General features: G+C 61.3%; 20 protein-coding genes. 8 read left to right on the top strand and 12 right to left on the bottom strand.

The features are described 5' to 3' along the window. Positions 1-53 precede the first annotated feature (53 nt). The 3 genes from M5B97_RS13890 to M5B97_RS13880 are packed head-to-tail and all read left to right on the top strand — an operon-like array spanning position 54 to position 4,226. A complete protein-coding gene (locus tag M5B97_RS13890) occupies positions 54-791 on the top strand; it encodes a molecular chaperone (protein WP_248731810.1) in 738 nt (245 codons plus the stop codon). Between the two features lie 41 nt (positions 792-832). Beyond that, positions 833-3,229, top strand: coding sequence for a fimbria/pilus outer membrane usher protein (locus tag M5B97_RS13885; RefSeq protein ID WP_248731746.1), 2,397 nt, complete (start codon positions 833-835; stop codon positions 3,227-3,229). A 43-nt stretch (positions 3,230-3,272) separates the two neighbouring features. Beyond that, positions 3,273-4,226, top strand: a complete 954-nt coding sequence (locus M5B97_RS13880) for a spore coat U domain-containing protein (RefSeq protein WP_248731809.1) — start codon at positions 3,273-3,275, stop codon at positions 4,224-4,226. On the opposite strand, the gene M5B97_RS13875 is transcribed toward M5B97_RS13880, so the two are convergent. Together M5B97_RS13875 and M5B97_RS13870 are read right to left on the bottom strand one after the other, a co-directional pair. Beyond that, positions 4,223-4,960 carry an anti-sigma factor gene (locus M5B97_RS13875; RefSeq protein WP_123717864.1) on the bottom strand — a complete coding sequence of 246 codons (738 nt, stop codon included), beginning with the start codon at positions 4,958-4,960 and terminating at the stop codon, positions 4,223-4,225. The genes M5B97_RS13880 and M5B97_RS13875 overlap by 4 nt on opposite strands. After that, positions 4,957-5,463, bottom strand: a complete 507-nt coding sequence (locus tag M5B97_RS13870) for a sigma-70 family RNA polymerase sigma factor (RefSeq protein WP_248731808.1) — start codon at positions 5,461-5,463, stop codon at positions 4,957-4,959. Before M5B97_RS13870 ends, M5B97_RS13875 begins: the two co-directional genes overlap by 4 nt. A 167-nt stretch (positions 5,464-5,630) precedes the next feature. On the opposite strand from M5B97_RS13870, the gene M5B97_RS13865 reads away from it, so the two are divergent. After that, a complete protein-coding gene (locus M5B97_RS13865; RefSeq protein WP_248731745.1) occupies positions 5,631-6,713 on the top strand; it encodes a catalase family peroxidase in 1,083 nt (360 codons plus the stop codon). Continuing rightward, the gene (locus M5B97_RS13860; RefSeq protein ID WP_248731744.1) at positions 6,710-7,249 is read left to right on the top strand and encodes a cytochrome b; all 540 of its coding nucleotides are present in this window, start codon (positions 6,710-6,712) and stop codon (positions 7,247-7,249) included. The genes M5B97_RS13865 and M5B97_RS13860 overlap by 4 nt, the downstream gene beginning before the upstream one ends. A 17-nt stretch (positions 7,250-7,266) precedes the next feature. Here the strand turns inward: M5B97_RS13860 and M5B97_RS13855 are convergent, their stop codons facing one another. Beyond that, complete coding sequence (locus M5B97_RS13855; RefSeq protein ID WP_248731743.1) at positions 7,267-8,418, bottom strand: M14-type cytosolic carboxypeptidase; 1,152 nt, start codon at positions 8,416-8,418, stop codon at positions 7,267-7,269. A 464-nt stretch (positions 8,419-8,882) separates the two neighbouring features. Beyond that, on the bottom strand, positions 8,883-9,233 hold the full coding sequence (locus tag M5B97_RS13850; RefSeq protein ID WP_134657726.1) for a DUF3077 domain-containing protein: 351 nt from the start codon (positions 9,231-9,233) through the stop codon (positions 8,883-8,885). Between the two features lie 131 nt (positions 9,234-9,364). Here M5B97_RS13850 and M5B97_RS13845 point away from each other — a divergent pair, with 131 nt between their 5' ends. Next, positions 9,365-10,003 carry an XRE family transcriptional regulator gene (locus tag M5B97_RS13845; RefSeq protein ID WP_248731742.1) on the top strand — a complete coding sequence of 213 codons (639 nt, stop codon included), beginning with the start codon at positions 9,365-9,367 and terminating at the stop codon, positions 10,001-10,003. Here M5B97_RS13845 and M5B97_RS13840 read toward each other — a convergent pair. The 4 genes from M5B97_RS13840 to M5B97_RS13825 form a co-directional block, all read right to left on the bottom strand. Then, positions 10,000-11,925: an acetyl/propionyl/methylcrotonyl-CoA carboxylase subunit alpha gene (locus M5B97_RS13840; RefSeq protein WP_248731741.1), complete on the bottom strand. Its 1,926-nt coding sequence runs from the start codon at positions 11,923-11,925 to the stop codon at positions 10,000-10,002. The two genes, M5B97_RS13845 and M5B97_RS13840, sit on opposite strands and share 4 nt — an antisense overlap. After that, the gene (locus tag M5B97_RS13835) at positions 11,922-12,728 is read right to left on the bottom strand and encodes a gamma-carboxygeranoyl-CoA hydratase (protein WP_248731740.1); all 807 of its coding nucleotides are present in this window, start codon (positions 12,726-12,728) and stop codon (positions 11,922-11,924) included. Before M5B97_RS13835 ends, M5B97_RS13840 begins: the two co-directional genes overlap by 4 nt. 15 nt (positions 12,729-12,743) lie before the next feature. Continuing rightward, complete coding sequence (locus tag M5B97_RS13830) at positions 12,744-14,348, bottom strand: carboxyl transferase domain-containing protein (RefSeq protein WP_248731739.1); 1,605 nt, start codon at positions 14,346-14,348, stop codon at positions 12,744-12,746. Between the two features lie 90 nt (positions 14,349-14,438). Continuing rightward, positions 14,439-15,602, bottom strand: coding sequence for an isovaleryl-CoA dehydrogenase (locus M5B97_RS13825; RefSeq protein ID WP_134657721.1), 1,164 nt, complete (start codon positions 15,600-15,602; stop codon positions 14,439-14,441). A gap of 150 nt (positions 15,603-15,752) precedes the next feature. Between M5B97_RS13825 and M5B97_RS13820 the strand changes: the two genes are divergently transcribed. Then, positions 15,753-17,390 carry an AMP-binding protein gene (locus M5B97_RS13820; protein WP_248731738.1) on the top strand — a complete coding sequence of 546 codons (1,638 nt, stop codon included), beginning with the start codon at positions 15,753-15,755 and terminating at the stop codon, positions 17,388-17,390. 542 nt (positions 17,391-17,932) lie between these two features. Here the strand turns inward: M5B97_RS13820 and M5B97_RS13815 are convergent. From M5B97_RS13815 to M5B97_RS13805, 3 genes are all read right to left on the bottom strand, one after another. Continuing rightward, complete coding sequence (locus tag M5B97_RS13815; RefSeq protein WP_248731737.1) at positions 17,933-18,832, bottom strand: hydroxymethylglutaryl-CoA lyase; 900 nt, start codon at positions 18,830-18,832, stop codon at positions 17,933-17,935. 16 nt (positions 18,833-18,848) lie between these two features. After that, on the bottom strand, positions 18,849-19,241 hold the full coding sequence (locus M5B97_RS13810) for a MerR family DNA-binding transcriptional regulator (protein ID WP_060756723.1): 393 nt from the start codon (positions 19,239-19,241) through the stop codon (positions 18,849-18,851). 120 nt (positions 19,242-19,361) lie between these two features. After that, on the bottom strand, positions 19,362-20,297 hold the full coding sequence (locus M5B97_RS13805) for a LysR family transcriptional regulator (RefSeq protein WP_123717853.1): 936 nt from the start codon (positions 20,295-20,297) through the stop codon (positions 19,362-19,364). A 151-nt stretch (positions 20,298-20,448) separates the two neighbouring features. On the opposite strand from M5B97_RS13805, the gene M5B97_RS13800 reads away from it, so the two are divergent. Next, complete coding sequence (locus tag M5B97_RS13800) at positions 20,449-21,678, top strand: acyl-CoA dehydrogenase (protein WP_123717852.1); 1,230 nt, start codon at positions 20,449-20,451, stop codon at positions 21,676-21,678. Between the two features lie 126 nt (positions 21,679-21,804). On the opposite strand, the gene M5B97_RS13795 is transcribed toward M5B97_RS13800, so the two are convergent. Further along, entirely contained in the window at positions 21,805-23,136 is a 1,332-nt protein-coding gene (locus M5B97_RS13795; protein WP_248731736.1) for a phosphate ABC transporter substrate-binding/OmpA family protein, read from the bottom strand. Between the last annotated feature and the right edge of the window lie 7 nt (positions 23,137-23,143).

The raw sequence follows: 23,143 nt of genomic DNA, 5'->3' as shown, positions 1-23,143 counted from the left end.
GATTTATGTATGCAGCTTCCCGGCGAGGATGGATCGCGGGTGTTATCGGCTTGATGATCGCGGGTGTTGGGCATGTGCAGGCCGCCAGTTCGGTATTGATCTGGCCGATCGACCCAGTGCTGGAGGCCGATCAACAGGCCAGCGCGCTGTGGCTGGAGAACCGTGGCACCGAGACGGCCAACCTGCAGGTCCGTGTGTTTGGCTGGACCCAGAGTGGCTTTGACGAGCAGTACCAGAACCAGCGCGACGTCATCGGTAGCCCGCCCGTGGCGAAGATCGAGCCGGGGCAGAAGCAACTGGTGCGCCTGACCCGTACCAAGGCGGTGCCGCCGGGCCAGGAACTGGCGTATCGCATCATCATCGATGAAATCCCATCGGCCACACCTATTGTTACGCCTGCCGATGGCAAGACCGCTGCCGCGATCCGCTTCCAGATGCGTTATTCGGTGCCTTTGTTCGCCTATGGCCCAGGCTTGTGGAGTAAGGACGACGGTACCCGTGATCGCGACCCGAAGAGCGCAGGCAAACCTGACTTGAGTTGGAAGAAAGTCACGGTGGGGGGGCGCAGCTACGTCGAAATGCGCAACAAGGGCGCCGTGCATGCGCGATTGACCGATGCCGCGTTCAAGCAGGGCGGCCAGTCCAGGCCGCTGGTGGAGGGGTTGTTGGGCTACGTGTTGCCGGGTGCGACCATGCGCTGGCCGGCACCGGATGGGTTACCCGCCGATCAACCGCTACAGGTACGCATCAATGGCGCGACGCAATTGGAGAGCCTTGCGCCGGGGCGGTAGAGCAATGCGGTAGGGCATGGAACAGCCCCAGGTGTTAACGGATGGAGATGTCCATTGATGGACACAAAGCCTTGGTGAGCCCGGATCGGGCTCGATGTCTATGGCGAACGGTGCGGGTGGTGAGTGGCCTGTCCGGCCTGGTGCTTGCGCCGCTGGGCGTGGCCGCACCGTTGCCGCCGCCGCCCAGCAGCATGGAGGCTGTTGCCGATGCACAGTTGTTCCTGGAATTGGTGGTCAACCAGCGGGACACCGACCGTGTGGTCGCGGTCAATCAGCGCGCCGGGCAATTGTTCCTGCCGGCGTCGGTGCTACAAGAGGTGGGTATGAAACTGCCCGGGGACGTCGGCAGCGAAATCGCGCTGGATAACCTGCCGGGCCTGCACAGCGACTACGACAGCCAGGCCCAGCGCCTGATGCTCACGGTGCCGCCCGCGTGGTTGCCGGAGCAGTTTATCGGCAATCGCAACAACTACCCGCGCACTCCCGCGTTGACCAGCTTTGGCGCGATGCTCAACTACGATGCCTATCTGAACAACACCGATGACGCGGGCACCTACCTCGGCATCTTTAACGAAGTGCGGCTGTTCGATACCTGGGGAACCTTCTCCAACACCGGGCAGTACCGCACCACCATTGGCCGCGAGACTGCCGGCAGCACCCTGGACAATGCTTACCGACGGTATGACAGCACCTGGCGGTTTTCCGATGACGAACGCCTGCTGACCTACGAAGCGGGGGATGTGATCAGCGGCGCGCTGCCCTGGAGCACCTCGGTGCGCCTGGGCGGGGTGCAGGTGTCGCGGGACTTCGCGGTACGCCCGGACCTGGTGACCTACCCATTGCCGCAGTTCGCCGGCGAGGCTGCGGTGCCGTCGTCGGTGGACCTGTTTATCAACGGCTATAAATCCAGCAGTGCCGATCTGCAGCCTGGTCCCTACACCCTGACCAACGTCCCTTTTATCAATGGTGCGGGGGAAGCGGTGGTGGTGACTACCGATACCCTGGGCCGGCAGGTGTCGACCACGGTGCCGTTCTATGTCACCAGTACGCTGTTGCAACAGGGTTTGTCGGACTTTTCGGTGACAGCGGGTAATCTGCGTCGTGATTACACCGTGCGTGATTTCGGTTATGGCCCCGGGCTGGTCAGCGGTACGTTTCGCTATGGGCTGTCGGATGCGTTCACTTTGGAAAGCCACGCCGAAGCCTCCAACGACCTGAACCTGGGCGGCGTCGGTGGCAACCTGCGAATGGGCACCTTCGGTGTGCTCAACACGGCTATCAGCCAAAGCCGGTACGACGGCCGGACCGGCCAGCAATTCAGCCTGGGTTACCAATACAGCAACCCGTTCTACAGCCTGTCGTACCAGCGGGTAGAGCGTCGTGATCAATACGCCGACCTGAGCCTGATCGACACGCCTTATGCCAGCCTGAGCAAACGAAGCCAGCAGGCGACCTTGAGCCTGAACCTCAACGATTTCGGCAGCCTGGGCGTCGGTTATTTTGATGTGCAGGCGGCCGATGATTCACGTACGCGCCTGGTGAACCTGACCTGGAGCAAGCCGTTGTGGCGCAACAGCAGTTTTTACCTGTCGGCCAACCGTGAGGTCGGCGACAGCAATTGGGCAGTGCAAGCGCAGGTGGTTATTCCTTTCGATGTCTACGGCAGCCTCAGCGTCGGCAGCGAACGCAGCAAAACCGGGCAAAGTCTGCAGCGCGTCAACTACAGCCGTGCCGTACCGGCCGAAGGCGGGGTGGGCTTTGACTTGGGTTACGCCAGTGGTGATGGGCCGGCGTATCGCCAGGCCGACCTGACCTGGCGCTTGCAGTCGGTGCAGTTGCAGGCGGGCGTGTATGGCAGCAGCGACGCCGAAACCCGTTGGGCGGACGCCAGCGGATCGCTGGTGTGGATGGACAGTCAAGTGTTCGCCGCCAACCGCGTCAATGATGCGTTTGTGGTGGTGAGCACCGAGGGCTTCAGCGGTATACCGGTGCGCTACGAAAACCAGGTGGTGGGTGAGACCGACCGCAGCGGGCACCTGCTGGTGCCGTGGACCAGCGCCTATTACCGCGCCAAATATGAAATTGACCCGCTGAACCTGCCGGCCAACGTGCAGGTGCCCAATGTCGAGCAACGCGTGGCCGTGCGCCGAGGCAGCGGCTATCTGCTGGAGTTTCCGATGCGTCGGGTGCTCTCGGCGAGCGTCACGCTGGTCGATACCCGGCATGAGGAACTGCCTCTGGGCAGCCAGGTACGCCACGAGCAAAGCGGTGCCTTGGCGGTGGTGGGCTGGGATGGCTTGGTGTACCTGGAAAACCTGGCGGCCCATAACACCTTGCAAGTCACCCTCGGCGACGGCCAGACGTGCCAGGCCACGTTCGAGCTGGATATCACGCAGGAGCAGCAAGTGCCATTGATTGGGCCACTGGTGTGCCAATGACATAAGGAGTGTGCAAGTGCGGGGCAAGCAATGGCTAGGGGTGATGGCGAGCGTGGGCGTGTCGTTACAGGTGCAGGCCGCCTGCTCGGCGGTGGCCTCGGTGCCGGCCAGCTTCGGTACGGCGGTAAGCTCGATGACGGTACGCACCACGTCCCAGCCCAGTTCGACCACCAACAGCGGTATCAGCTGCACACCGGCGTTGCTGTCGGTACTGACTTCCAGTGATCATTTCTACGCAACCATTACCGGTTCGGCGCAAGGCGGCATGGTCGGGCCGACAGGTGATGTCATCAGCTATACGCTCTACGGCAATAACACCGCGTCGTTTCCCATTACGCGGGGCACGGCGTTTGACTTCGGCGGCAGTGGCGGCATTGCCGCGAACCTGGGACTGGTGTTCGGCCCCGGTACAAAAACCTTGCCGCTGTACTTCGCTACCACCGTTGGCAGTAACGTGGCGGCGGGCTTGTACAGCGAGACATTGAGCATTTTATGGAGCTGGAACTATTGCGCGGGCATCGGCATTGGCGGCATCTGTGCGGGGCGGGATACCGGCAGCGGCACCACGACGCTGAACGTCAGCATGACCGTGGCCAATGACTGCCAGATCACCACGCCGGCAATCGCGTTCGGCAGCGCGCCGGTGGTCAGTGCCTTCACGACTGTCACCGGCCAGGCCAGTGTGGCCTGCACCAAGGGCAGCGCTTATACCGTCGGCCTCGGCGACGGGCAGAACCCGGTGAGTGTGGGCGGGCGGCGGCAGATGATTTCCGGCAGTTATTTTTTGGCCTACGACATCTTCCAAGGCGCCGGCAGCACCCGTTGGGGGAGCGTGGGCGCAACACGCCGCGCCAGTTCCTCGGCGGAAATCAACCCCGGCAACGGCCTGGGCACCGGCAGCCAGGTGTTCAACTACAACGCCAGGATCTACACCGACCAGGCCACGCCACCGGGCGGAACCTACCTCGATAACGTGGTGCTGGATGTGGGGTTCTAGAACTTCAGCAGCGGTGTGCCCGGCTGATCCGCCGGGCTGACCATGGCGTAGTTGTACCCGCCGCCGGACCAGTACTGCGCCTCTAAACCGTCGGCGCTGCGGCTGCCACGGGGCAGGAACCCGTTGTTCGGGCCGGGTGGCCGGATGTAGAAGCTGAGGCGGTGACCTTGTGCATCTTCGTACAGCACCATGGCGGCCGCGCCTTGCTCAGTGGTGAGCAGGCGTCCGCTGACCGGTTTGAAGCCCGCCGGGCTCAGGTCGGGCAGGCGATGGGCCCGGTTGAAATAGCGGTCCAGCCAAGCCTGCATCGCAGCGCCGTCCTGGGTTTGGTAATCGGCCGGCATGATGCCGTCCTGGGCGAACAGGCGGAACGCTTGCATCGCATCGGCCATCGGTAAAAGAGGCGTTTGCGTGGCTTCGCGGGCATGCCAGCCGCCCAGGCCGCCGAGGCTGACGGCGATCAACAGCACGGCGGCGCTGGCGAAGTGGCGGCGCGTTTGATGCTTGAGGCGTCGGCGAATCAGCGCCGGGTCCAGTTCGGGGTTGGCCGGGGATTGCAAGGCGCCGCTCAGGGACGCGCGCAGCAACTGCGCATCCCGTTGCCATGCTTCCACTTGAGCCGTGACGTCGGGGTGGGCGGCCAGCCAGGTTTCGAGCACGCGGCGGTCGCTCTCCGACAACTGGTGGTCAACGTAGGCATGCAAATCGCGTTCGCTGGGGGGCAGGCTGATCATTTGAGTATCCGCAGGGAAGGGCTGGCAATTTCGCCATCACTGAGTTGACGCAAGGCTTGGCGTGCCCGGGACAGGCGCGACATCACCGTGCCGACAGGTACGTCGAGAATCTCGGCGACTTCCTTGTAACTCAAGCCTTCGACGCTGACCCAGAGCAGCAGGGCGCGTTGTTCGGTGTTGAGCTGGTCGAAGGCTTGCAGGGTCGATTGGGCCATCACCGTACGTTCTACCGAAGGGTGTGTGTCGTCACGGCCGGTGAAGAATTCGAGCATGCGTGCATACCGACGGCTGCGGCGGTGGGCGTCGAGGAACTGCCGGTAGAGAATCGAGAACAGCCATGCGCGCAGGTCGCCTTCGGCGCGTTTGTCGCCCCAGCGGGTGATTGCCCGTTCCAGGGTGGTTTGCACCAGGTCGTCGGCACTGCTGGTGTTACGCGTCAGGGACACGGCAAAACGCCGCAACCTGGGGATGAGTTCACGTAACTGTTCGTCGAGTTCATGCATGGGCATCTGGCTGGTTACTACGCTGGGACTAGAGAGACGTCCGGCGTTGAAGGTTATTCCCTGTCCTGAGAAATAAATCCAAGGCGAGGGAATAGAGGGTATCGGCGTTCGTCTTAATGCTCCGACCTTATGTTTCACCCTTAGGCCTCTGGCCCTGGAGTCACTTCATGGTAGATCACTCATCACCGCCCCGTCCTCCGTTGAGCACGGCGAGCCTGATCGCACGGCTCGCCGGTATCGGCGTCGTGGTTGCTGTCGTTGCCGGTGCTTTTGCCTACGTTAATGGCACCCTGGACCCACAGCGTCTACGCCCCAAGACCCTTGTCAACGCACTGGAAACCAATAATGGCCTGCACCCGGGCTTCCGGCGCAATCATGCCAAGGGCGTGTGTGTAGCCGGTTATTTCGAGAGCAGTCCCGAGGCGCGTGCATACTCCACCGCACAAGTATTCAGTGCGGCGAAAACCCCGGTGGTGGGCCGATTTGCCTTGCCCAGTGGTAACCCTTATGCGCCGGACAGCAGTGTGCCCATCCGCAGTTTTGCCGTGCAGTTCAGCCAGGCCAACGGCCAGCAATGGCGTACGGGGATGAACAGCATGCCGGTGTTCCCGGTGGGCACGCCCGAGGCGTTCTACCAGATGCTCAAGGCTGGCGCGCCGGACCCGGCCACCGGCAAGCCGAACCCTGCGAACATGCCGGCGTTTTTTGCCGCGCACCCGGAGACGGCGCCGTTCCTGGCGTGGGTCAAGACAGCCAGGCCGTCGGCCAGCTATGCCACCGAAACCTATAACGGCATCAATGCGTTTTACCTGGTGGGCAATGACGGCAAGCGCCAGGCCGTACGTTGGGGCGTTGTGCCACAGGGCCAGGACGCAACGGGTGACAGTGCGCCGCCGGGCAGCGACTTTCTGGAAAAAGACCTGGTGCAGCGCTTGGCTGCCGGGCCGCTGCGTTGGCAGTTGAACATGACCCTGGCCAACCCTGGCGACCCAGTGGACGACGCCAGCAAGCCCTGGACCGGTGAACACAAGGTGCTCAACGCCGGCACCCTGGTGCTGCAAAGCAGCCAGCCACAAGCGGATGGTGATTGCCGCGATATCAACTTCGACCCGTTGGTTCTGCCCAGTGGCATCGAAGCCTCCAGCGACCCATTGCTGGCCGCGCGTTCCGCCGCTTATTCCAGTTCATACCTGCGCCGAGCGGGTGAAGTCAGCCCCCTGCATAGCACCCCACAGGAGTCGAAGCCATGAATGCTCAACCCAGGTTTTTCGCGCCGCTGGCGCGCCTGCTGCATTGGCTGATGGCACTGATGATCATCGCCATGTTGTTTATCGGTGCGGGGATGGTGGCATCCGTGTCGGAGCGTCATGAGTGGCTGATTCACCTGCATAAGCCACTGGGTATCGCGATTCTGGCGCTGGTGATCGTGCGCTTGGTGGTGCGCTTCTGCACCCGGCAACCGCCGTTACCTGTCGATTTGCCACTGTGGCAAGTGTTGGCGGCCAAGGCGTCCCATCTGGTGTTGTACGCGTTGATGCTGGTGTTGCCGCTATTGGGCTGGGCGATGATTTCGGCGGCCGGCGATCCGGTGATGCTCAGCAGTTCGGTGCAGCTGCCGGCGTTGGTCGGGGCGAACGCGCCGTTGTTTGCGCTGTTGCGCAAAGCCCACGGCTATCTCGCCTACCTGTTGTTCCTGACGGTGTTGTTGCACCTGGCCGCGGCATTGTTCCACGGGCTGATCCGGCGTGACGGCGTACTGCAGAGCATGACCGGCACCAAGCACTGATGCCGGGGGCAGGGGGGTTAGCGCAGTGCCGTGACGATATCGGCCACGGTGCTCAAGACGTCCTTGCCCAGTTGCTTGGAGCGTTCACCTGACCAGCCGGTTTTCGGGTTGGGGGCGTCGTCGTTGTCCTTGAAGGGCATCTCCAGGGTCAGCGAGAGACAGTCGTATTTCTCTCCGACGGCGTTGCAGGCCAGCGTCATATTGGCTTCGCCCGGCAGGTCGCGGGTGTAGCCGTGGGTGGTCTGGAAATCGCGGGTCAGGCCACTCAAGTGGCGGCGGAAGTGTTTTTCGAGTTTCTCGATGCGCGGGGTGTAACCGGGGTTGCCTTCGCAGGCTGCGGTGAAGACGTAGGGGATTTCCTCGTCGCCGTGTACATCGATGAACAGGTCGACGCCGTACTTTTCCATCTGCTGCTGGGCGAACAACACTTCAGGGCTGGTTTCCGGGGTGGCGCTCTGCCAGGCACGGTTGAGGTCCTGGCCCATGGCGTTGGTGCGCAAATGACCGTGGAAGGCGCCGTCGGGGTTCATGTTCGGTATCAGGTACAGGTCGGCGACCGACAGGAGTTTTTTCAGCTCGGTATCGCCGTCCTGCTGCAGGCGCTCGATGATGCCTTCCATAAACCATTCGGCCATGTGCTCGCCGGGGTGTTGCTGGGCGATGATCCAGACCTTGCGCCGGCCATCGCCGCCTTTGCCGCGACGCAGCAATTGGATATCACGGCCCTCGGCACTTTTGCCGGTGGCGAGCAGTTCGGTGCCGGCGCGATTCAGGGCCTGATCGATCAGCCAGTCATGGCGCTCACGGCTATAGGGTTCGAAGTAGGCCAGCCACGCCTGTTTTTCCCGTGTTTCAAGACTGATGTGCAGGATTTCGCCATCAAAGCGCGTGGGCACGCGGAACCAGTTGATATGGTCGTACGAAGCCACGGCGTTGTAGCCGCTCCAGGCATGTTTGTAAGAGGAGCGTCCCGCGTTGCTCAGGCGGAAGGTGTGGGTGTGGCCCACGTGCATGCCTTCGGCCTTGAAGTGGAACCATTGGAAATGAGGGCTGTGGGTGTCGGGTTTGATCGCCAGCAACAATTGATAAGCATCGCTCGCATCCAGGACCTGGATGTTGCCGCTGTCGAAGTTGCTGCTGATCTTGATGGAGGTCAAGGCCACGGTCATAGTCTGGCTGCCTGATTATGAGTGTTGTGGCGGATATCTTACACAGGAGCGAGGAAAAATCTGGATGCAAAATTGTTGCAGGGGGAGGGGGCGTCATCCTTGACGCCTTGGCAGCTTAGAATCTATGAGATTGATTCTCAAGCGCTATTTCTCAAAGATAAGGGCTAGAGCGTTCGTTCGACTTTCTTTGCTTGATGCTCTTTTGCTACCATGCGCGCCATCAAGCAACACACAGTCTTCATTAGCCTGAAGCCATGCCAGGGTAACTGGCAAAAAAAAGACCCGGCCAAAGAGCCGGGTCAAAAACCGTGATTAGCCTGATGAGGAGATATTCCAAGAGTCCGACCTAAGGTCCCTTGGTCTATCGACTGATCTCGCGATCAGCTGAGTCCAATAATAATCATTATCATTTGCAAGTCAAATGTTTTTATCCGTGGGATAGAAATATTTTTCTCTCGTGCCCGTCATGCCTGTGACTGAGGCACTGACGCTTGCAACGATCGCTCCACCATCGCTTTCGCCATATCAATCAAATACACCACTGAAAATGCCAGGTCCCGCTGGTTGCCCTGATGGTTGCTCGCCGATTCGTAGGCCGTGGCGGCAGCACTGCGCAACAGGTCCGAGGCGTGTACCAGGGCTTCCTCCTGGCTGAGGCCCGGGTTGATGGCGAATAAGGCCCCCTCCGGGACCGACGCAGACATATCTTCTTTCAAGTAGAAGTCCAATGCGCGCTGGGCGGCACCGCTGCTGCGCATGCCATGCAGTTCATCGTATTCAAGCGTTTCGGGCAGTAAAGACGGGCTCGTCATCATAAGGGGCGCTACTCTGGGTGGGTGTCGAAAACCTTATGTCCGATGATAGTACGTATCGTATTTATGTCGTTTTATGGATTACTACAAACTGTTTATTGCCCTGGAAAATACGCAACGTATTGTCAGGCACCATGGATAACTGGATAGCGTTGGTCAGAGCCAACATGAAAGATCGCAAGGTCACGCAGGATCAGTTGGCGGAGCGCCTGGGCATGTCACAGGGAGGCGTTGGCCATTGGCTGAATAAACGCCGTGTGCCGAGCCTGGCGGACATGAATCGGGTGCTCGAGGAGCTCGGCCTGGGGTATCTGGAAGTCGTGCTGGAGATTCGCGAGCGAATCGATGCGGTGGCGGTGCCCCACGAGAAGCACTACAACCCGTACTTTCGCTACCCGGTCAGCGATTGGAAAGGCGTGTGCGAAATGCGCGAAGAACGCGGCACTTACGCGACGGCGCGCTTCGAACTGACTGACTATCACGCCCAGGGCGAGGCATTCTGGCTACCTGTGATGGGGGACGCCATGACGGCGCCCAGCGGTCTGAGCATCAGCGCCGGCATGATGATCCTGGTGGACCCGGCCATTGACGCCGCACCTGGCAAGCTGGTGCTTGCCCAATGGGCCGACAGCGCTCAGGCGACCTTTCGCCAACTGCAGGAAGAGAGCGGCCAGCTTTACCTGGTACCGCTCAATCCGACCTACCCCAAACAGGTGTTCAGCGACGGCTGCCGAATCCTCGGCGTGGTGGTGCAGGCCACCGCGAAGTTTTAGTCCGCCGTTTCCAGCTCTACCAAGGCACTGCCTTCGGCCACCATTTCGCCTTCCTGGCAAAACAACGCCTTGACCACCCCGGCCTGAGGGGCACGGATGCTGTGCTCCATCTTCATCGCTTCCAGCACCACCAACTGGGCGCCGGCTTCCACGGCCTGTCCAACCTCCACCAGCACTCGCACAATGCTGCCGTTCATCGGCGCCGTGAGGCCGCCTTGATGTGACTGGTTGGCCTCGACCGCCGCAATCGGGTCAAACAGGCTGACCGCGTGCATTTCGCCGTCCCAGCGCAGGTACAGCACCGCCCCGTTGCGCACTGCCAGATGGGAGCGGCGCACGCCCTGTTGCTCGGTAAGCAACTGCTCAGCGCACCATTGCGACGTGTTATCTGCCAGCGTCACCAGCCGGTCCTGGCCGCCACTGCTCAAATGCAGGGACACTTCGGCTGGCAACCCGACGCGAAACCCGCGCCTGCCCGCCCAAGGGCCATCGGCTGGCGGCAAACTCTGCATGAAGGCCACGCCTGCCGTCTGCCAGAACGCGTCGCTCAAGGCTCCCGATGGCGGCAACAGCTCATCCTGATAACGTGGAATAAACCCGGTATCCAACTCGGCGGCCGCAAACGCCGGATGCCCGATGATTCGCCGCAAAAAGCCCAGGTTGGTCTTGAGCCCGCCAACGGCGAACTCATCGAGCATGCTCAACAACCGCAGCCGCGCCTGCTCGCGGTCTTCGCCCCAGGCAATCAGCTTGCCCAGCATCGGGTCGTAGAATGGCGAGACACTGTCCCCTTGGGCAACGCCGCTGTCGACGCGGCGCCCGGGGCCAGGCGCAGACTCGCGGTACAGCGCCAGATTCCCGGTGGCCGGTAGAAAATCATTGGCTGGGTCTTCGGCATACAGGCGCACTTCAATCGCATGCCCGATCAGCGGCACCTGCTCCTGGGTGATCGGCAGCGGCTCGCCTTGGGCGACGCGGATCTGCCAGGCCACCAAGTCAAGGCCGGTAATCGCTTCAGTGACCGGGTGTTCCACCTGCAGCCGTGTGTTCATCTCCATGAAGAAAAACTCGCCGCGCGCGTCCAGCAGGAATTCCACTGTGCCCGCGCCCACATAACCGATGGCCTGCGCTGCACGCACGGCGGCTTCGCCCATGGCTTTGCGCTGTTCCACACTCAAGCCGGGTGCCGGCGCTTCTTCCACGACTTTTTGATGGCGACGCTGAATCGAGCAGTCGCGCTCGTTGAGGTACAGACAGTGACCCTGCTGATCGGCAAATACCTGGATTTCCACATGCCGTGGCTTGAGCAGGTATTTTTCCACCAGCATTTGCCCATTGCCGAATGACGACAGCGCCTCGCGCTGGGCGGAGGCCAGGGCTTCGGCCAGTTGGCTGACGTCCTCGACCACCTTCATGCCCTTGCCGCCGCCGCCGGCCGTGGCCTTGAGCAGCACCGGGTAGCCGATGCGTTCACAGGCGCTGCGGAAGGTTTCCAGGTCCTGCGCTTCGCCGTGATAACCCGGCACCAGCGGTACGCCAGCGGTTTCCATCAGTGCCTTGGCCGCCGATTTACTGCCCATGGCGTCGATGGCCGAGGCGGGGGGGCCGAGGAAGATCAAACCAGCCGCTTCAATCGCACGGGCAAAGTCGGCGTTTTCCGACAGAAAGCCGTAACCCGGATGGATCGCCTGGGCGCCGCTGGCCTGGGCGGCGGCGATCAATTTGTCGATTTGCAGGTAGCTGTCGGTCGCTTTGCTGCCGCCCAAGTCAACGCGAATATCCGCCTCGCGCGTATGGCGCGCATCGCGATCGATAGCGCTGTGCACAGCCACGGTGGTCAACCCCATGGCCTTGGCCGTGCGCATTACGCGACAGGCGATTTCGCCACGGTTGGCGACCAATAGGGTGGTCAGGTTGCTCATGAACGTGACTCCTGCGCCTGCCAGCCGGGTGAGCGTTTTTGCAGGAAAGATCGCAAGCCTTCCTGGCCCTCGGCGCTGACGCGAATCCGCGCGATGGCATTTTCGCAATAGCGGCGCAGGGCCGGAGTGAGAGCACCGTTGCCCACTTCGCGAAGCAAATCCTTGCTGGCACGCATCGCGGCCGGGCTGTTTTGCAGCAGGTTGGCGACCCACTGTTCGACCTGTTGGTCGAGTTCGCCGGCGGGGTAGCTTTCCGCCAACAAGCCGATATCGCGTGCGCGCCGGCCGTCGAAACGCTCGGCAGTCAAGGCATAACGCCGCGTCGCACGTTCGCCGATGGCTTGCACCACAAACGGACTGATCACGGCCGGGGCCAGGCCAATGCGCACTTCCGACAAGCAGAACTGCGCGTCATCGGCGCCAATTGCCATGTCGCAGCAACTGATCAGGCCCAATGCGCCGCCATAAGCCGCGCCCTGTACCACCGCCAGGGTCGGGATCTTCAGCTTGGCCAGGTTGTACATCAACTCGGCCAGTTCGCGAGCGTCGTCCAGGTTGGTGTGGTAATCCAGTTCGGCCGACTGTTGCATCCAGGCCAGATCGGCACCGGCGCTGAAGTGTTTGCCGCGCCCGCGCAATACCAGAAAGCGCAGGGAAGGGTCGCCCTGTACCTGGTCGAGGGCGATGATCAGTTCGCGGATCATCTCGGCGTTGAACGCGTTGTTCTTGGTTTCACGACTGAGCCACAGGGTGGCAAAACCACGTGGGTCGGTGACCAGTTCGAGGGTGTTGAAATCGCTCATGGGGTTCAGCTCCATTTACATGCGGAACACGCCGAAGCGGCTCGGCTCGATGGGGGCATTCAGTGCGGCGGACAAGGCCAGGGCCAGCACTTCACGGGTCTGCAACGGGTCGATGACACCGTCGTCCCACAGGCGTGCGCTGGAATAATAGGGATGACCCTGGGTCTCGTACTGGTCGAGGATCGGCTGCTTGATCGCCGCTTCTTCCTCGGCGCTGAACCCGCTGCCCGCACGTTCGGCTTGTTCGCGCTTGACCTGCACCAGCACGCCGGCCGCCTGTTCGGCACCCATCACGCCAATGCGCGCGTTCGGCCACATCCACAAAAAGCGTGGGTCGTAGGCACGGCCGCACATGCCGTAGTTACCCGCGCCAAAACTGCCGCCGATGATCACCGTGAACTTCGGCACCTTGGCGCAGGCCACCGCTGTAACCAGCTTGGCGCCATGTTTGGCGATACCACCGGCTTCATACTTCTGGCCGACCATGAACCCGGTGATGTTCTGCAGGAACACCAGAGGAATCCCGCGCTGGCAGGCCAGTTCGATAAAGTGCGCGCCTTTTTGCGCGGCTTCGGCGAACAAGATGCCGTTATTGGCCAGGATCGCAACCGGGTAGCCGTGCAGGTGTGCAAAACCGCACACCAGAGTGGTGCCGAACAGCGCTTTGAACTCATCGAACACCGAGCCGTCCACCAGCCGCGCGATCACTTCGCGTACATCGAACGGCTGCTTGGGGTCGGCCGGGATCACGCCGTAGAGTTCTTCGCCGCTGTACAACGGCGCCACGGGCGGGCGTTGCCGCAACTCACCCTGTTTGCGCCAGTTGAGGTTGGCCACACTGCGGCGGGCCAGTGCCAGGGCGTGTTCATCGCTGTCGGCATAGTGGTCGGCCACGCCGGAGACTTTGCAGTGCACATCTGCGCCGCCCAGGTCTTCGGCACTGACCACTTCGCCGGTAGCGGCTTTCACCAGCGGTGGGCCGGCGAGGAAAATGGTGGCTTGCTGGCGCACCATGATCGCTTCGTCCGCCATGGCTGGCACATAGGCACCACCGGCGGTGCAGGAGCCCATGACCACGGCGATCTGCGGGATGCCCTGGGCGCTCATGTTCGCCTGGTTGAAGAAGATTCGCCCGAAGTGCTCACGGTCAGGGAACACTTCATCCTGGCGCGGCAGGTTGGCGCCACCGGAGTCCACCAGGTAGATGCACGGCAGGCGGTTCTGCTCGGCGATGGTCTGGGCACGCAAGTGTTTTTTTACGGTGAGCGGGTAGTAGGAGCCGCCTTTCACCGTGGCGTCATTGGCGACAATCATGCACTCGACGCCTTCCACGCGACCGATGCCGGCAATCACCCCTGCGGCCGGCACGTCTTCGCCGTACACCTGGTGCGCGGCCAGTTGGCTGAGTTCGAGGAACGGCGAGCCGGGGTCAAGCAGGCGGTTGATGCGCTCGCGGGGCAGCAGTTTGCCGCGTGAGGTGTGTCGCTCCTGGGCCTTGGCGCCACCGCCTTGCTGTACTTGAGCCAGCAAGGTGTGCAGAGCGTCGACCTGTTCGCGCATCGCCGCACTGTTGGCGACGAACTCCGCCGAGCGCGGGTTGAGCTGAGTGTGTAAAAGCATGGCTTACTCCCTAAGCGCGGCAAGCTTCAAGCTATAAGCTGCAAGACAACGCTGCGCTTGCTTGTAGCTTGAGCATTGCCGCTGCGAAATTCATTTCGTCTCATTGAAGAGTTCACGGCCAATCAGCATCCTGCGAATTTCGCTGGTGCCGGCGCCGATTTCATACAGCTTGGCGTCACGCAGCAGGCGCCCGGCGGGGAACTCATTGATGTAGCCGTTGCCGCCGAGAATCTGGATGGCGTCGAGGGCCATCTGTGTAGCGCGTTCGGAACTGAACAGGATCACCCCGGCGGCGTCCTTGCGCGTGGTCTCGCCACGCTCGCAGGCCTGGGCGACCGCATACAGATACGCGCGGCAGGCATTGAGTTGGGTGTACATGTCGGCGACCTTGCCCTGGATCAGCTGGAACTCGCCGATGCTCTGGCCGAACTGCTTGCGGTCGTGGATATAGGGCACGATCAGGTCCATGCAGGCTTGCATGATGCCGATGGGGCCGCCGGCCAGTACCACTCGCTCGTAGTCCAGGCCGCTCATCAGCACTTTGACTCCGCCGTTGAGTGTGCCGAGGATATTCTCTTCGGGCACCGCGACGTCGTCGAAGAACAGCTCGCAGGTGTTGGAGCCGCGCATGCCCAATTTGTCGAACTTGGTGCTGCGGCTGAAGCCTTTCCAGTCGCGTTCGACAATAAACGCGGTGATGCCATGCGGGCCTTTTTCCAGCTCGGTCTTGGCATAGATCACGTAGGTGTGGGCGTCGGGACCGTTGGTGATCCAGGTCTTGCTGCCGTTGAGGATGTAGTGATCGCCGCGTTTGTCGGCGCGCAGCTTCATCGAGACCACGTCGGAGCCGGCATTCGGTTCGCTCATGGCCAGGGCGCCGATGTGTTCGCCGCTGATCAACTTGGGCAGGTACTTGAGTTTCTGTTCGTGGTTGCCGTTGCGGTTGATCTGGTTGACGCAGAGATTGGAGTGGGCGCCGTAGGACAAGCCGACCGAAGCCGAACCGCGGCTGATTTCTTCAATGGCCACCACATGGGCCAGATAGCCCAGGCCGGCGCCGCCATATTCTTCCGCTACGGTGATGCCCAGCAGGCCCATGTCACCGAACTTGCGCCACATGTCGACGGGGAACAGGTTGTCGCTGTCGATCTGTGCCGCACGGGGTGCCAGTTCCTTGGCCACGAAGGACTGCACTTGGTCGCGCAGCATGTCGATGGTTTCGCCGAGGGCGAAGTTCAGGGACGGGTAACTCATGGACAGGCACCTTAATGTGAGCTTTGTTGTTGTGTGGGTCGAGTGCCAGGGGAGGGCGCTGACCTTTACGTTAACGTAAGCTTGCCTTGCGACGCTGTCAATCGTAGTTTACGTTTACGTCAACCTACAAAAAAGACAACAGGGGTCGTTATGGATCAATCGCACCAGAGCTACAGCCGTGGCTCCCAGGACAAGACCTTGCTGGCCATGACCATAGGCCAGGCTTTCGATCGCACCGTGGCGCAGCATCCGGATGGCGAAGCCCTGGTGGTGCGCCACCAGCAACGTCGCTACACCTGGCGGCAGTTGTCCGAGGCGGTGGAGCTGCACGCCCGCGCATTCCTGGCCCTGGGCATGCAAACCGGCGACCGCCTGGGTATCTGGGCGCCCAACTGCGCCCAGTGGTGCATCAGTCAGATCGCCAGCGCCAAGATCGGCGTGATTCTGGTCAACATCAACCCGGCGTATCGCAGCAGCGAGTTGGAGTATGTGCTCAAGCAGGCCGGCTGCCAGTGGCTGGTATGTGCCGGGTCGTTCAAGACCTCCGATTACCACGCCATGCTCCTGGAATTGAAACCCGACCTGCGCGGTATCATCAGCCTCGACCCCGCCCCGCCTGCGGGGTTCTTGCCCTGGGCGCAACTGGCGGCGCTCGGTGCAGGCGTCCCGCCCGAGCACCTGCACACCCGTCAAGCCAGCCTGCACTTCGATCAAGCCGTCAACATCCAGTACACCTCAGGCACTACCGGCTTTCCCAAGGGTGCCACCCTCAGCCATCACAACATCCTCAATAACGGTTACATGGTCGGCGAGAGCCTGGGGCTGACGGCGCAGGATCGGCTGGTGATCCCGGTGCCGCTGTATCACTGTTTTGGCATGGTCATGGGCAATCTGGGCTGCATCACCCACGGCACCACCATGATTTATCCAAATGACGGTTTCGATCCGCTGCTGACCCTCAGCGCCGTCGCCGAAGAGCGTGCGACCGGCCTGTACGGTGTGCCTACCATGTTTATCGCGGTTCTGGACCACCCCCGTCGCAGCGAATTCGATCTATCGACCTTGCGCACCGGCATCATGGCCGGTGCCACGTGTCCCATCGAAGTGATGCGCCGGGTGATCAGTGAACTGCACATGGGGGAAGTGCAGATCGCCTACGGCATGACCGAAACCAGCCCGGTGTCGTTGCAGACTGGCCCGGATGATGACCTGGAACGCCGCGTCACCACCGTTGGCCGCACCCAGCCGCAGCTGGAAAACAAGATCATCGACGCCGCCGGTAACACCGTCGCCCGGGGCGAGATTGGCGAGCTGTGCACCCGTGGCTATAGCGTGATGCTCGGCTACTGGAACAACCCGCAGGCCACCCGCGAGGCCATTGACGATGCCGGCTGGATGCATACCGGCGACCTGGCGAGCATGGATGAGCAAGGGTATGTGTGCATTGCCGGACGCAACAAGGACATGATCATCCGCGGTGGCGAGAATGTGTACCCGCGTGAGCTGGAGGAATTTTTCTTCACCCACCCGGCGATCGCGGATGTGCAAGTCATCGGTATCCCGGACGAGCGCTACGGTGAAGAGATCGTCGCCTGGGTCAAGTTCCATCCCGGCCATGGCGCCAGTGAGCTGGAACTGCAAACCTGGTGCAAGGGCCGTATCGCCCACTTCAAGACACCCCGGTATTTCAAGTTCGTGGATGAGTTTCCGATGACGGTGACGGGCAAAGTCCAGAAATTCCGCATGCGTGAGATTTCGCTCGAAGCGTTGCGCAAAGGGCGGGAATAAACGCTGGAAAGCACAAAGGGGACCCGAAGGTCCCCTTTAATTTGTCGTTGCGTGCTCTTTTTTTATTATTGAGGGGCGGTCTATTGTTGTTTTTGGCAACCGTTACCCTTTACCGCTGTTTTTTGCGACCCCCATCCGGGGTCAAGAGCAAACGTATTTTTTTGAACGCTGATCTGCTTCTTCGTCTACGATCCAACCAGTGGGTAGCTACCTGAAAGTAGTTTTATTTTTCTCTATCCGGTTGCGGGTTTCGGCATGCCGTACCCTGCGAAGCACATCTTCTCCAAAAAAATCTGTTAGCTGCGTCTCTGCCGTGTTGTTTTTGTTATGTCAGAGTCGTTTCGTCTTATTTTTATTAGGTTTGGCGCTTTTTATTCTTGTTATGCCATAGAGATAGCAGAAGCCGTGCCAACTTTTAAAAAGCCTTTAAAATCAACGGCTTGTTTTTTTGTCGGAAACCACCTACGGCAAATACGACAAAACATGTTCCCGTGTTACTCGATATGTAGCTGTGCGGTAACACATTGTCACGGCCGCGCTACTCACTTGGCGTTACGCGCCTTGGCCACGCGCGCACCGCTGGGACGACCCAGCACCGTGCTGATCTGTTGGCCCGCACGTATCAATGCGTCCAGGTCGGTACCGGTCTCGATCCCCAGGCCGTTGAGCAGGTACAGCACGTCTTCGCTGGCGACGTTACCGCTGGCACCCTTGGCATAGGGGCAGCCGCCGAGGCCCGCGATAGAGCTGTCGAACACGCTGATCCCTTCCAGCAGGCTTGCGTAGATATTGGCGATCGCCTGGCCATAGGTGTCGTGAAAGTGGCCCGCCAACTTGTCGCGGGGCACCTGGGCTCCCACCACCTCGAACAATCGCCGGGTGGCGCCTGCGGTGCCGGTGCCGATGGTGTCGCCCAGGGACACCTCATAGCAGCCCATGGCATACAACTCCCGCGCGACAGCCGCCACTTGTTCCGGTGCGATTTCGCCTTCATAAGGGCAGCCCAGCACACAGGACACATAGCCGCGCACGCTGACGCCATGCTGCTTGGCGGCGCTCATGATCGGCGCGAAGCGCTCCAGGCTTTCGCTGATGGAGCAGTTGATATTGCGTTGGGAAAACGCCTGCGACGCCGCCGCAAACACCGCCACCTCCTTCACGCCCGCGGCCAACGCATCTTCAAACCCGCGCAGGTTCGGCGCCAGTGCACCGTAGGTCACCCCGGGCTTGCGTTGGATCTGCGCAAAAACCTCAGCCGACCCGGCCATCTGCGGCACCCACTTGGGTGAGACAAAGCTGCCGACTTCGATATAACTCACGCCCGCAGCGCTGAGCGCGTCCACCAATTGGACCTTGTCGGCCACGCTGATGGGCTGGGCTTCGTTCTGCAAACCGTCGCGTGGGCCGACTTCGACCAGGCGGACATGGGAGGGGAGGGACATGGCAGTTACCTTCTGATCAATGGCCAGCCTGGCTCATGGTGTGCGCCAGGGCCTGGGTGCAGCGCTCTTCGGCGGTGTCCAGTTCCAGCTTCATCTGTTCGATATCCAGCAACTGTTGCTCAAGCTGCGCACGGCGTTCGGCGATCTTGGCCAGCATGCTGTTGAGTTGGACGTGGTTACCGCTGGTGGGGTCGTAGAGTTCGATCAATTCGCGGCACTCGGCCAGGGAGAAACCGATGCGCTTGCCACGCAGGATCAACTTGAGGCTGACCTTGTCCCGCGCCGAGTAGATGCGCTCCTGGCCCCGGCGTTCCGGGGCCAGCAGGCCTTGTTCTTCGTAGAAGCGAATGGCGCGGGTGGTGATGTCGAGCTCGCGGGCGAGATCGGAAATGCTGTAGGTCGTGCTCATGGGAGTGCCCAGGAAAAAGTCATGGGCGCTAAGCTAATGGTTGCTTGACGTTAACGTCAAGGTGCGTCGATTATCGGGCCTGTTGCGCAGCCCGGCGCGGGTAAGCCCGCTCATCACCGGTCACGCCTGTTTGCCGTCGAGTTTCTTTTCCTGGGCCATGACCTGTTGGCACAACTCAATCATTTGCTCACGCATCCAGCGGTTCGCTGGATCCTGGTCGGTGCTCTCATGCCAGTACAAATGGGTTTCCACCGGCGGCACGTCGTTGACCGGCAGGTTGAACCAGTGCAGTTCGTGGCGGCGGGCGAAGCGTTCGGGCACGGTCATCACCATGTCGGTCTGTTGCAACACCTGTGAGGCCATCAGGTAATGCTGGGAGCGCAGGGCGATCTTGCGCTGGATGCCCATCTTGCCCAGAGCCAGGTCGACATGGCCCAGGCCGTTACGACGGCTGGAGATATGAATATGGGTCAGCGACAGGTAGTCATCCAGGGTGAACTTATCCTTGCCCGCCAGCGGATGGCCTTTGCGCATCGCGCACACGTAGCGGTCCTCCATCAACTTGACGTGGCGCACCTGCGGGTCGGTGTTCAGCGGCGCATCCACGGCAAAGTCCAGGCGCCCGGCCGCCAGCTCTTTAGTGGTCTCGCGACGTTTGGACAGGAAGCTCTCGATCGCCACTGTGGGCGCCAGGCGGCGCAGGCGTTGGAACAGCAGTGGCAGGATCACCGCCTCGGTGAGGTCGGTCATGCTGATGCGGTAGGTCTTGGCCGCCTGCTGCGGGTTGAAAATCCGGCTTTCCTGCACCGACACGCGCAGCAACGACAACGCATTGCGCACCGGGCCAATGATGTTCTGTGCCATGGGCGTGGGCACCATGCCTTGGGCGGTGCGCACGAACAGCGGGTCGTTGAAGGTTTCGCGCAGGCGCGCCAATGCGTTGGACACCGCCGGCTGGGTAATGCCGACAATCTGCCCGGCGCGGGTCAGGTTGGCTTCGGTGTAGATCGCGTCAAAGACGATAAACAGGTTGAGATCGACCTTGCTCAGATTCATTTCGTTGCGCTCTTATTGTTAGGTGTCCATGCGCCGATCATATATCGGTGATGAATGTTAATACACGCCGAGAATAGGCTAGGTAAATTATCAGCGCTGTTCTAGCATCAATTCCATGCCCTAAACAACCTCTCAAAGAAGGGAGCTGCCCATGGATTTCGCCTATTCGCCCAAGGTTCAGGAACTGCGTGAACGCGTCACCGCGTTCATGGACGCTTATGTCTACCCGGCCGAGCCGGTGTTTGAACGCCAGGTCAGCGAAGGTGATCGCTGGCAGCCAACAGCCATCATGGAAGAGTTGAAGGCCAAGGCCAAAGCCGAGGGCCTGTGGAACCTGTTCCTGCCCGAATCCGAACTGGGCGCCGGCTTGACCAACCTCGAATATGCGCCGCTGGCCGAAATCATGGGCCGCTCCTTGCTCGGCCCGGAGCCGTTCAATTGCTCGGCCCCCGATACCGGGAATATGGAAGTGCTGGTGCGCTACGCCAACAGCGAGCAGAAGCAGCGCTGGCTCGAACCTTTGCTGCGTGGCGAAATCCGTTCCGCCTTCGCCATGACCGAACCGGACGTGGCGTCTTCAGACGCCACCAACATGGCCGCCCGCGCCGAGCGCCAGGGTGACGAATGGGTGATCAACGGTAAAAAGTGGTGGACTTCCGGCGCGTGCGATCCGCGCTGCAAGATCCTGATCTTCATGGGCCTGAGCAATCCGGACGCGCCGCGCCACCAGCAGCATTCGATGATCCTGGTGCCGGTGGACACACCTGGCGTGAAAATCCTGCGCCCACTGCCGGTATTCGGCTACGACGATGCACCCCACGGCCACGCCGAGGTATTGTTCGATAACGTACGGGTGCCCTACGAAAACGTGCTGCTCGGCGAAGGCCGTGGCTTTGAAATTGCCCAGGGACGCCTGGGGCCAGGCCGTATTCACCACTGCATGCGCTCAATCGGCATGGCCGAGCGCGCACTGGAATTGATGTGCAAACGCTCCGTCAGCCGTACCGCATTCGGCAAGCCGTTGGCCCGTTTGGGCGGTAATATCGACAAGATCGCCGACTCGCGCATGGAAATCGACATGGCGCGCCTGCTGACCTTGAAAGCGGCGTACATGATGGACACAGTGGGCAATAAAGTGGCGAAAAGCGAAATTGCCCAGATCAAGGTGGTGGCGCCGAACGTCGCGCTGAAGGTCATTGATCGGGCGATCCAGATCCATGGTGGCGCGGGCGTGTCCAACGACTTCCCGTTGGCCTACATGTACGCCATGCAACGCACCCTGCGCCTGGCCGACGGCCCGGATGAAGTGCACCGTGCGGCGATCGGCAAGTTCGAGATCGGCAAGTATGTACCTCGGGAACTGATGCGCAGCGGGCAATAAAACCGCGTCGCCTGCAATCGGGAACAAGCCCGCTCCCACCATTGGACTGCATTGCTTCTGTAGACCTGTGTGGGAAGGGGCTTGCCCGGTATGAGGCCTGTATCAACGGCGCAAATCCCCAGGGGTTCAGTACACCCACACCTCCACCCGCCGGTTTTTGATCCTGCCTTCATCCGCGGAATTCGTCGCCACCGGCATCTGCGCGCCGAAGCCACGGATATCGCGCAGTACCACGCCGCTCTTGACCAGTTCCCGCCGCACAGCCATCGCCCGCAGCTTCGACAGCAGCGCTGCCCGTTGCGGATCGTTCTTCATATCGCCGAACCCCACCAGCATGACCTTCTTGTCGAGCTTGCCGTGGCCTTTCAGGTACGCCACCACCCGCTGCAAATCCTGGCGCGCCTTGCTGTCCAGGCTGGCGCTGCCTTCCTCGAAGCGGAAATTTACGGTCAGGCGCTGGGCGTCACGCGCGATGGCTTGATAGTCCTCGGGCATCGAGGGGCGTGGCTCCACTCCGATCGCCTGCACCTGCTGGGCAATAAACCCGTTGGCCGCCACCATCGCCTGGCCTTTGCCGCTCTGGGTAAAGTCCACCAGGGCTTTGGCCCACGGGTTGCGGTTGGACGGCGGCAGGTAAAAGAACAGCCGGCGAGACAACGGGTAGTCTTCGGTAGCAATCAGGCTGGCCAGCGGCAACATGGGTTGGGAGTCGCCGTCGACAATCGCCACGGCCTTGGCCTGGCGCACATAGGGCAGGCCGATAAAACCGATGCCTTGGGGATCATGGCTCACTGCATCCGACAGTGCTTCGCTGGACTCGAAGCGCTGGGCGCTTGGCGCCAGGGGCTTGCCGCGCCGGCTCAATACCAGCTCCTTGAACGTGTCATAGGTGCCGGACTGATCATCCCGCGCATACAAATGAATGGTGCCACCGACCCCGCCCAGTGCTTCCCAGGTGCTGATATCCCCGTTGAAAACCTGCGCCAACTGCTCGGTGTTCAAAGTGTTGAGCGGGTTGCGCGGGTTGAGGATGATAGCCAGGCCATCGATGGCGATCACTTGCTCGGCGTCAGGGCTTTTCAGGTCGCCCAGAGGCTCAAGGTCGACCAATTCGCTGTCCTTGATTGGGCGCGAAGACGCAGCCACGTCGGCATTGGCCCTTTTCAGCGCGGCAAACCCGGTGCTCGAGCCGTGTGCCGCCACCTCGATAGTCACCGTTTTACCTTGGCGAGTACTGCCGACTATGCGTTGTTCATTGGCGCCTTCAGCCGGTTCGATGTGTACACCCTGCAGGCCCTGTTGCACCATCAAGCCTTTGACCAGCGCCGGCCCCAGTGCCGCACCGATGGTGTTGGAGCCCTGAATGCGCAACGCAGGGCCTTGGTCAGGAACGGGCAGGGCAGCGGCAACAGCGAAGAAGGGGAAGAGGGTCAACAGGAACAGAACGCGCAGCCTCATGCCGGCA

This window comes from Pseudomonas sp. MWU13-2517, assembly GCF_023242545.1.
In the GTDB taxonomy this organism is placed as follows: Bacteria; Pseudomonadota; Gammaproteobacteria; order Pseudomonadales; family Pseudomonadaceae; genus Aquipseudomonas.
Note: the sequence above shows the minus strand (reverse complement) of the source record. Positions and strands in the feature narration are given on the sequence as shown.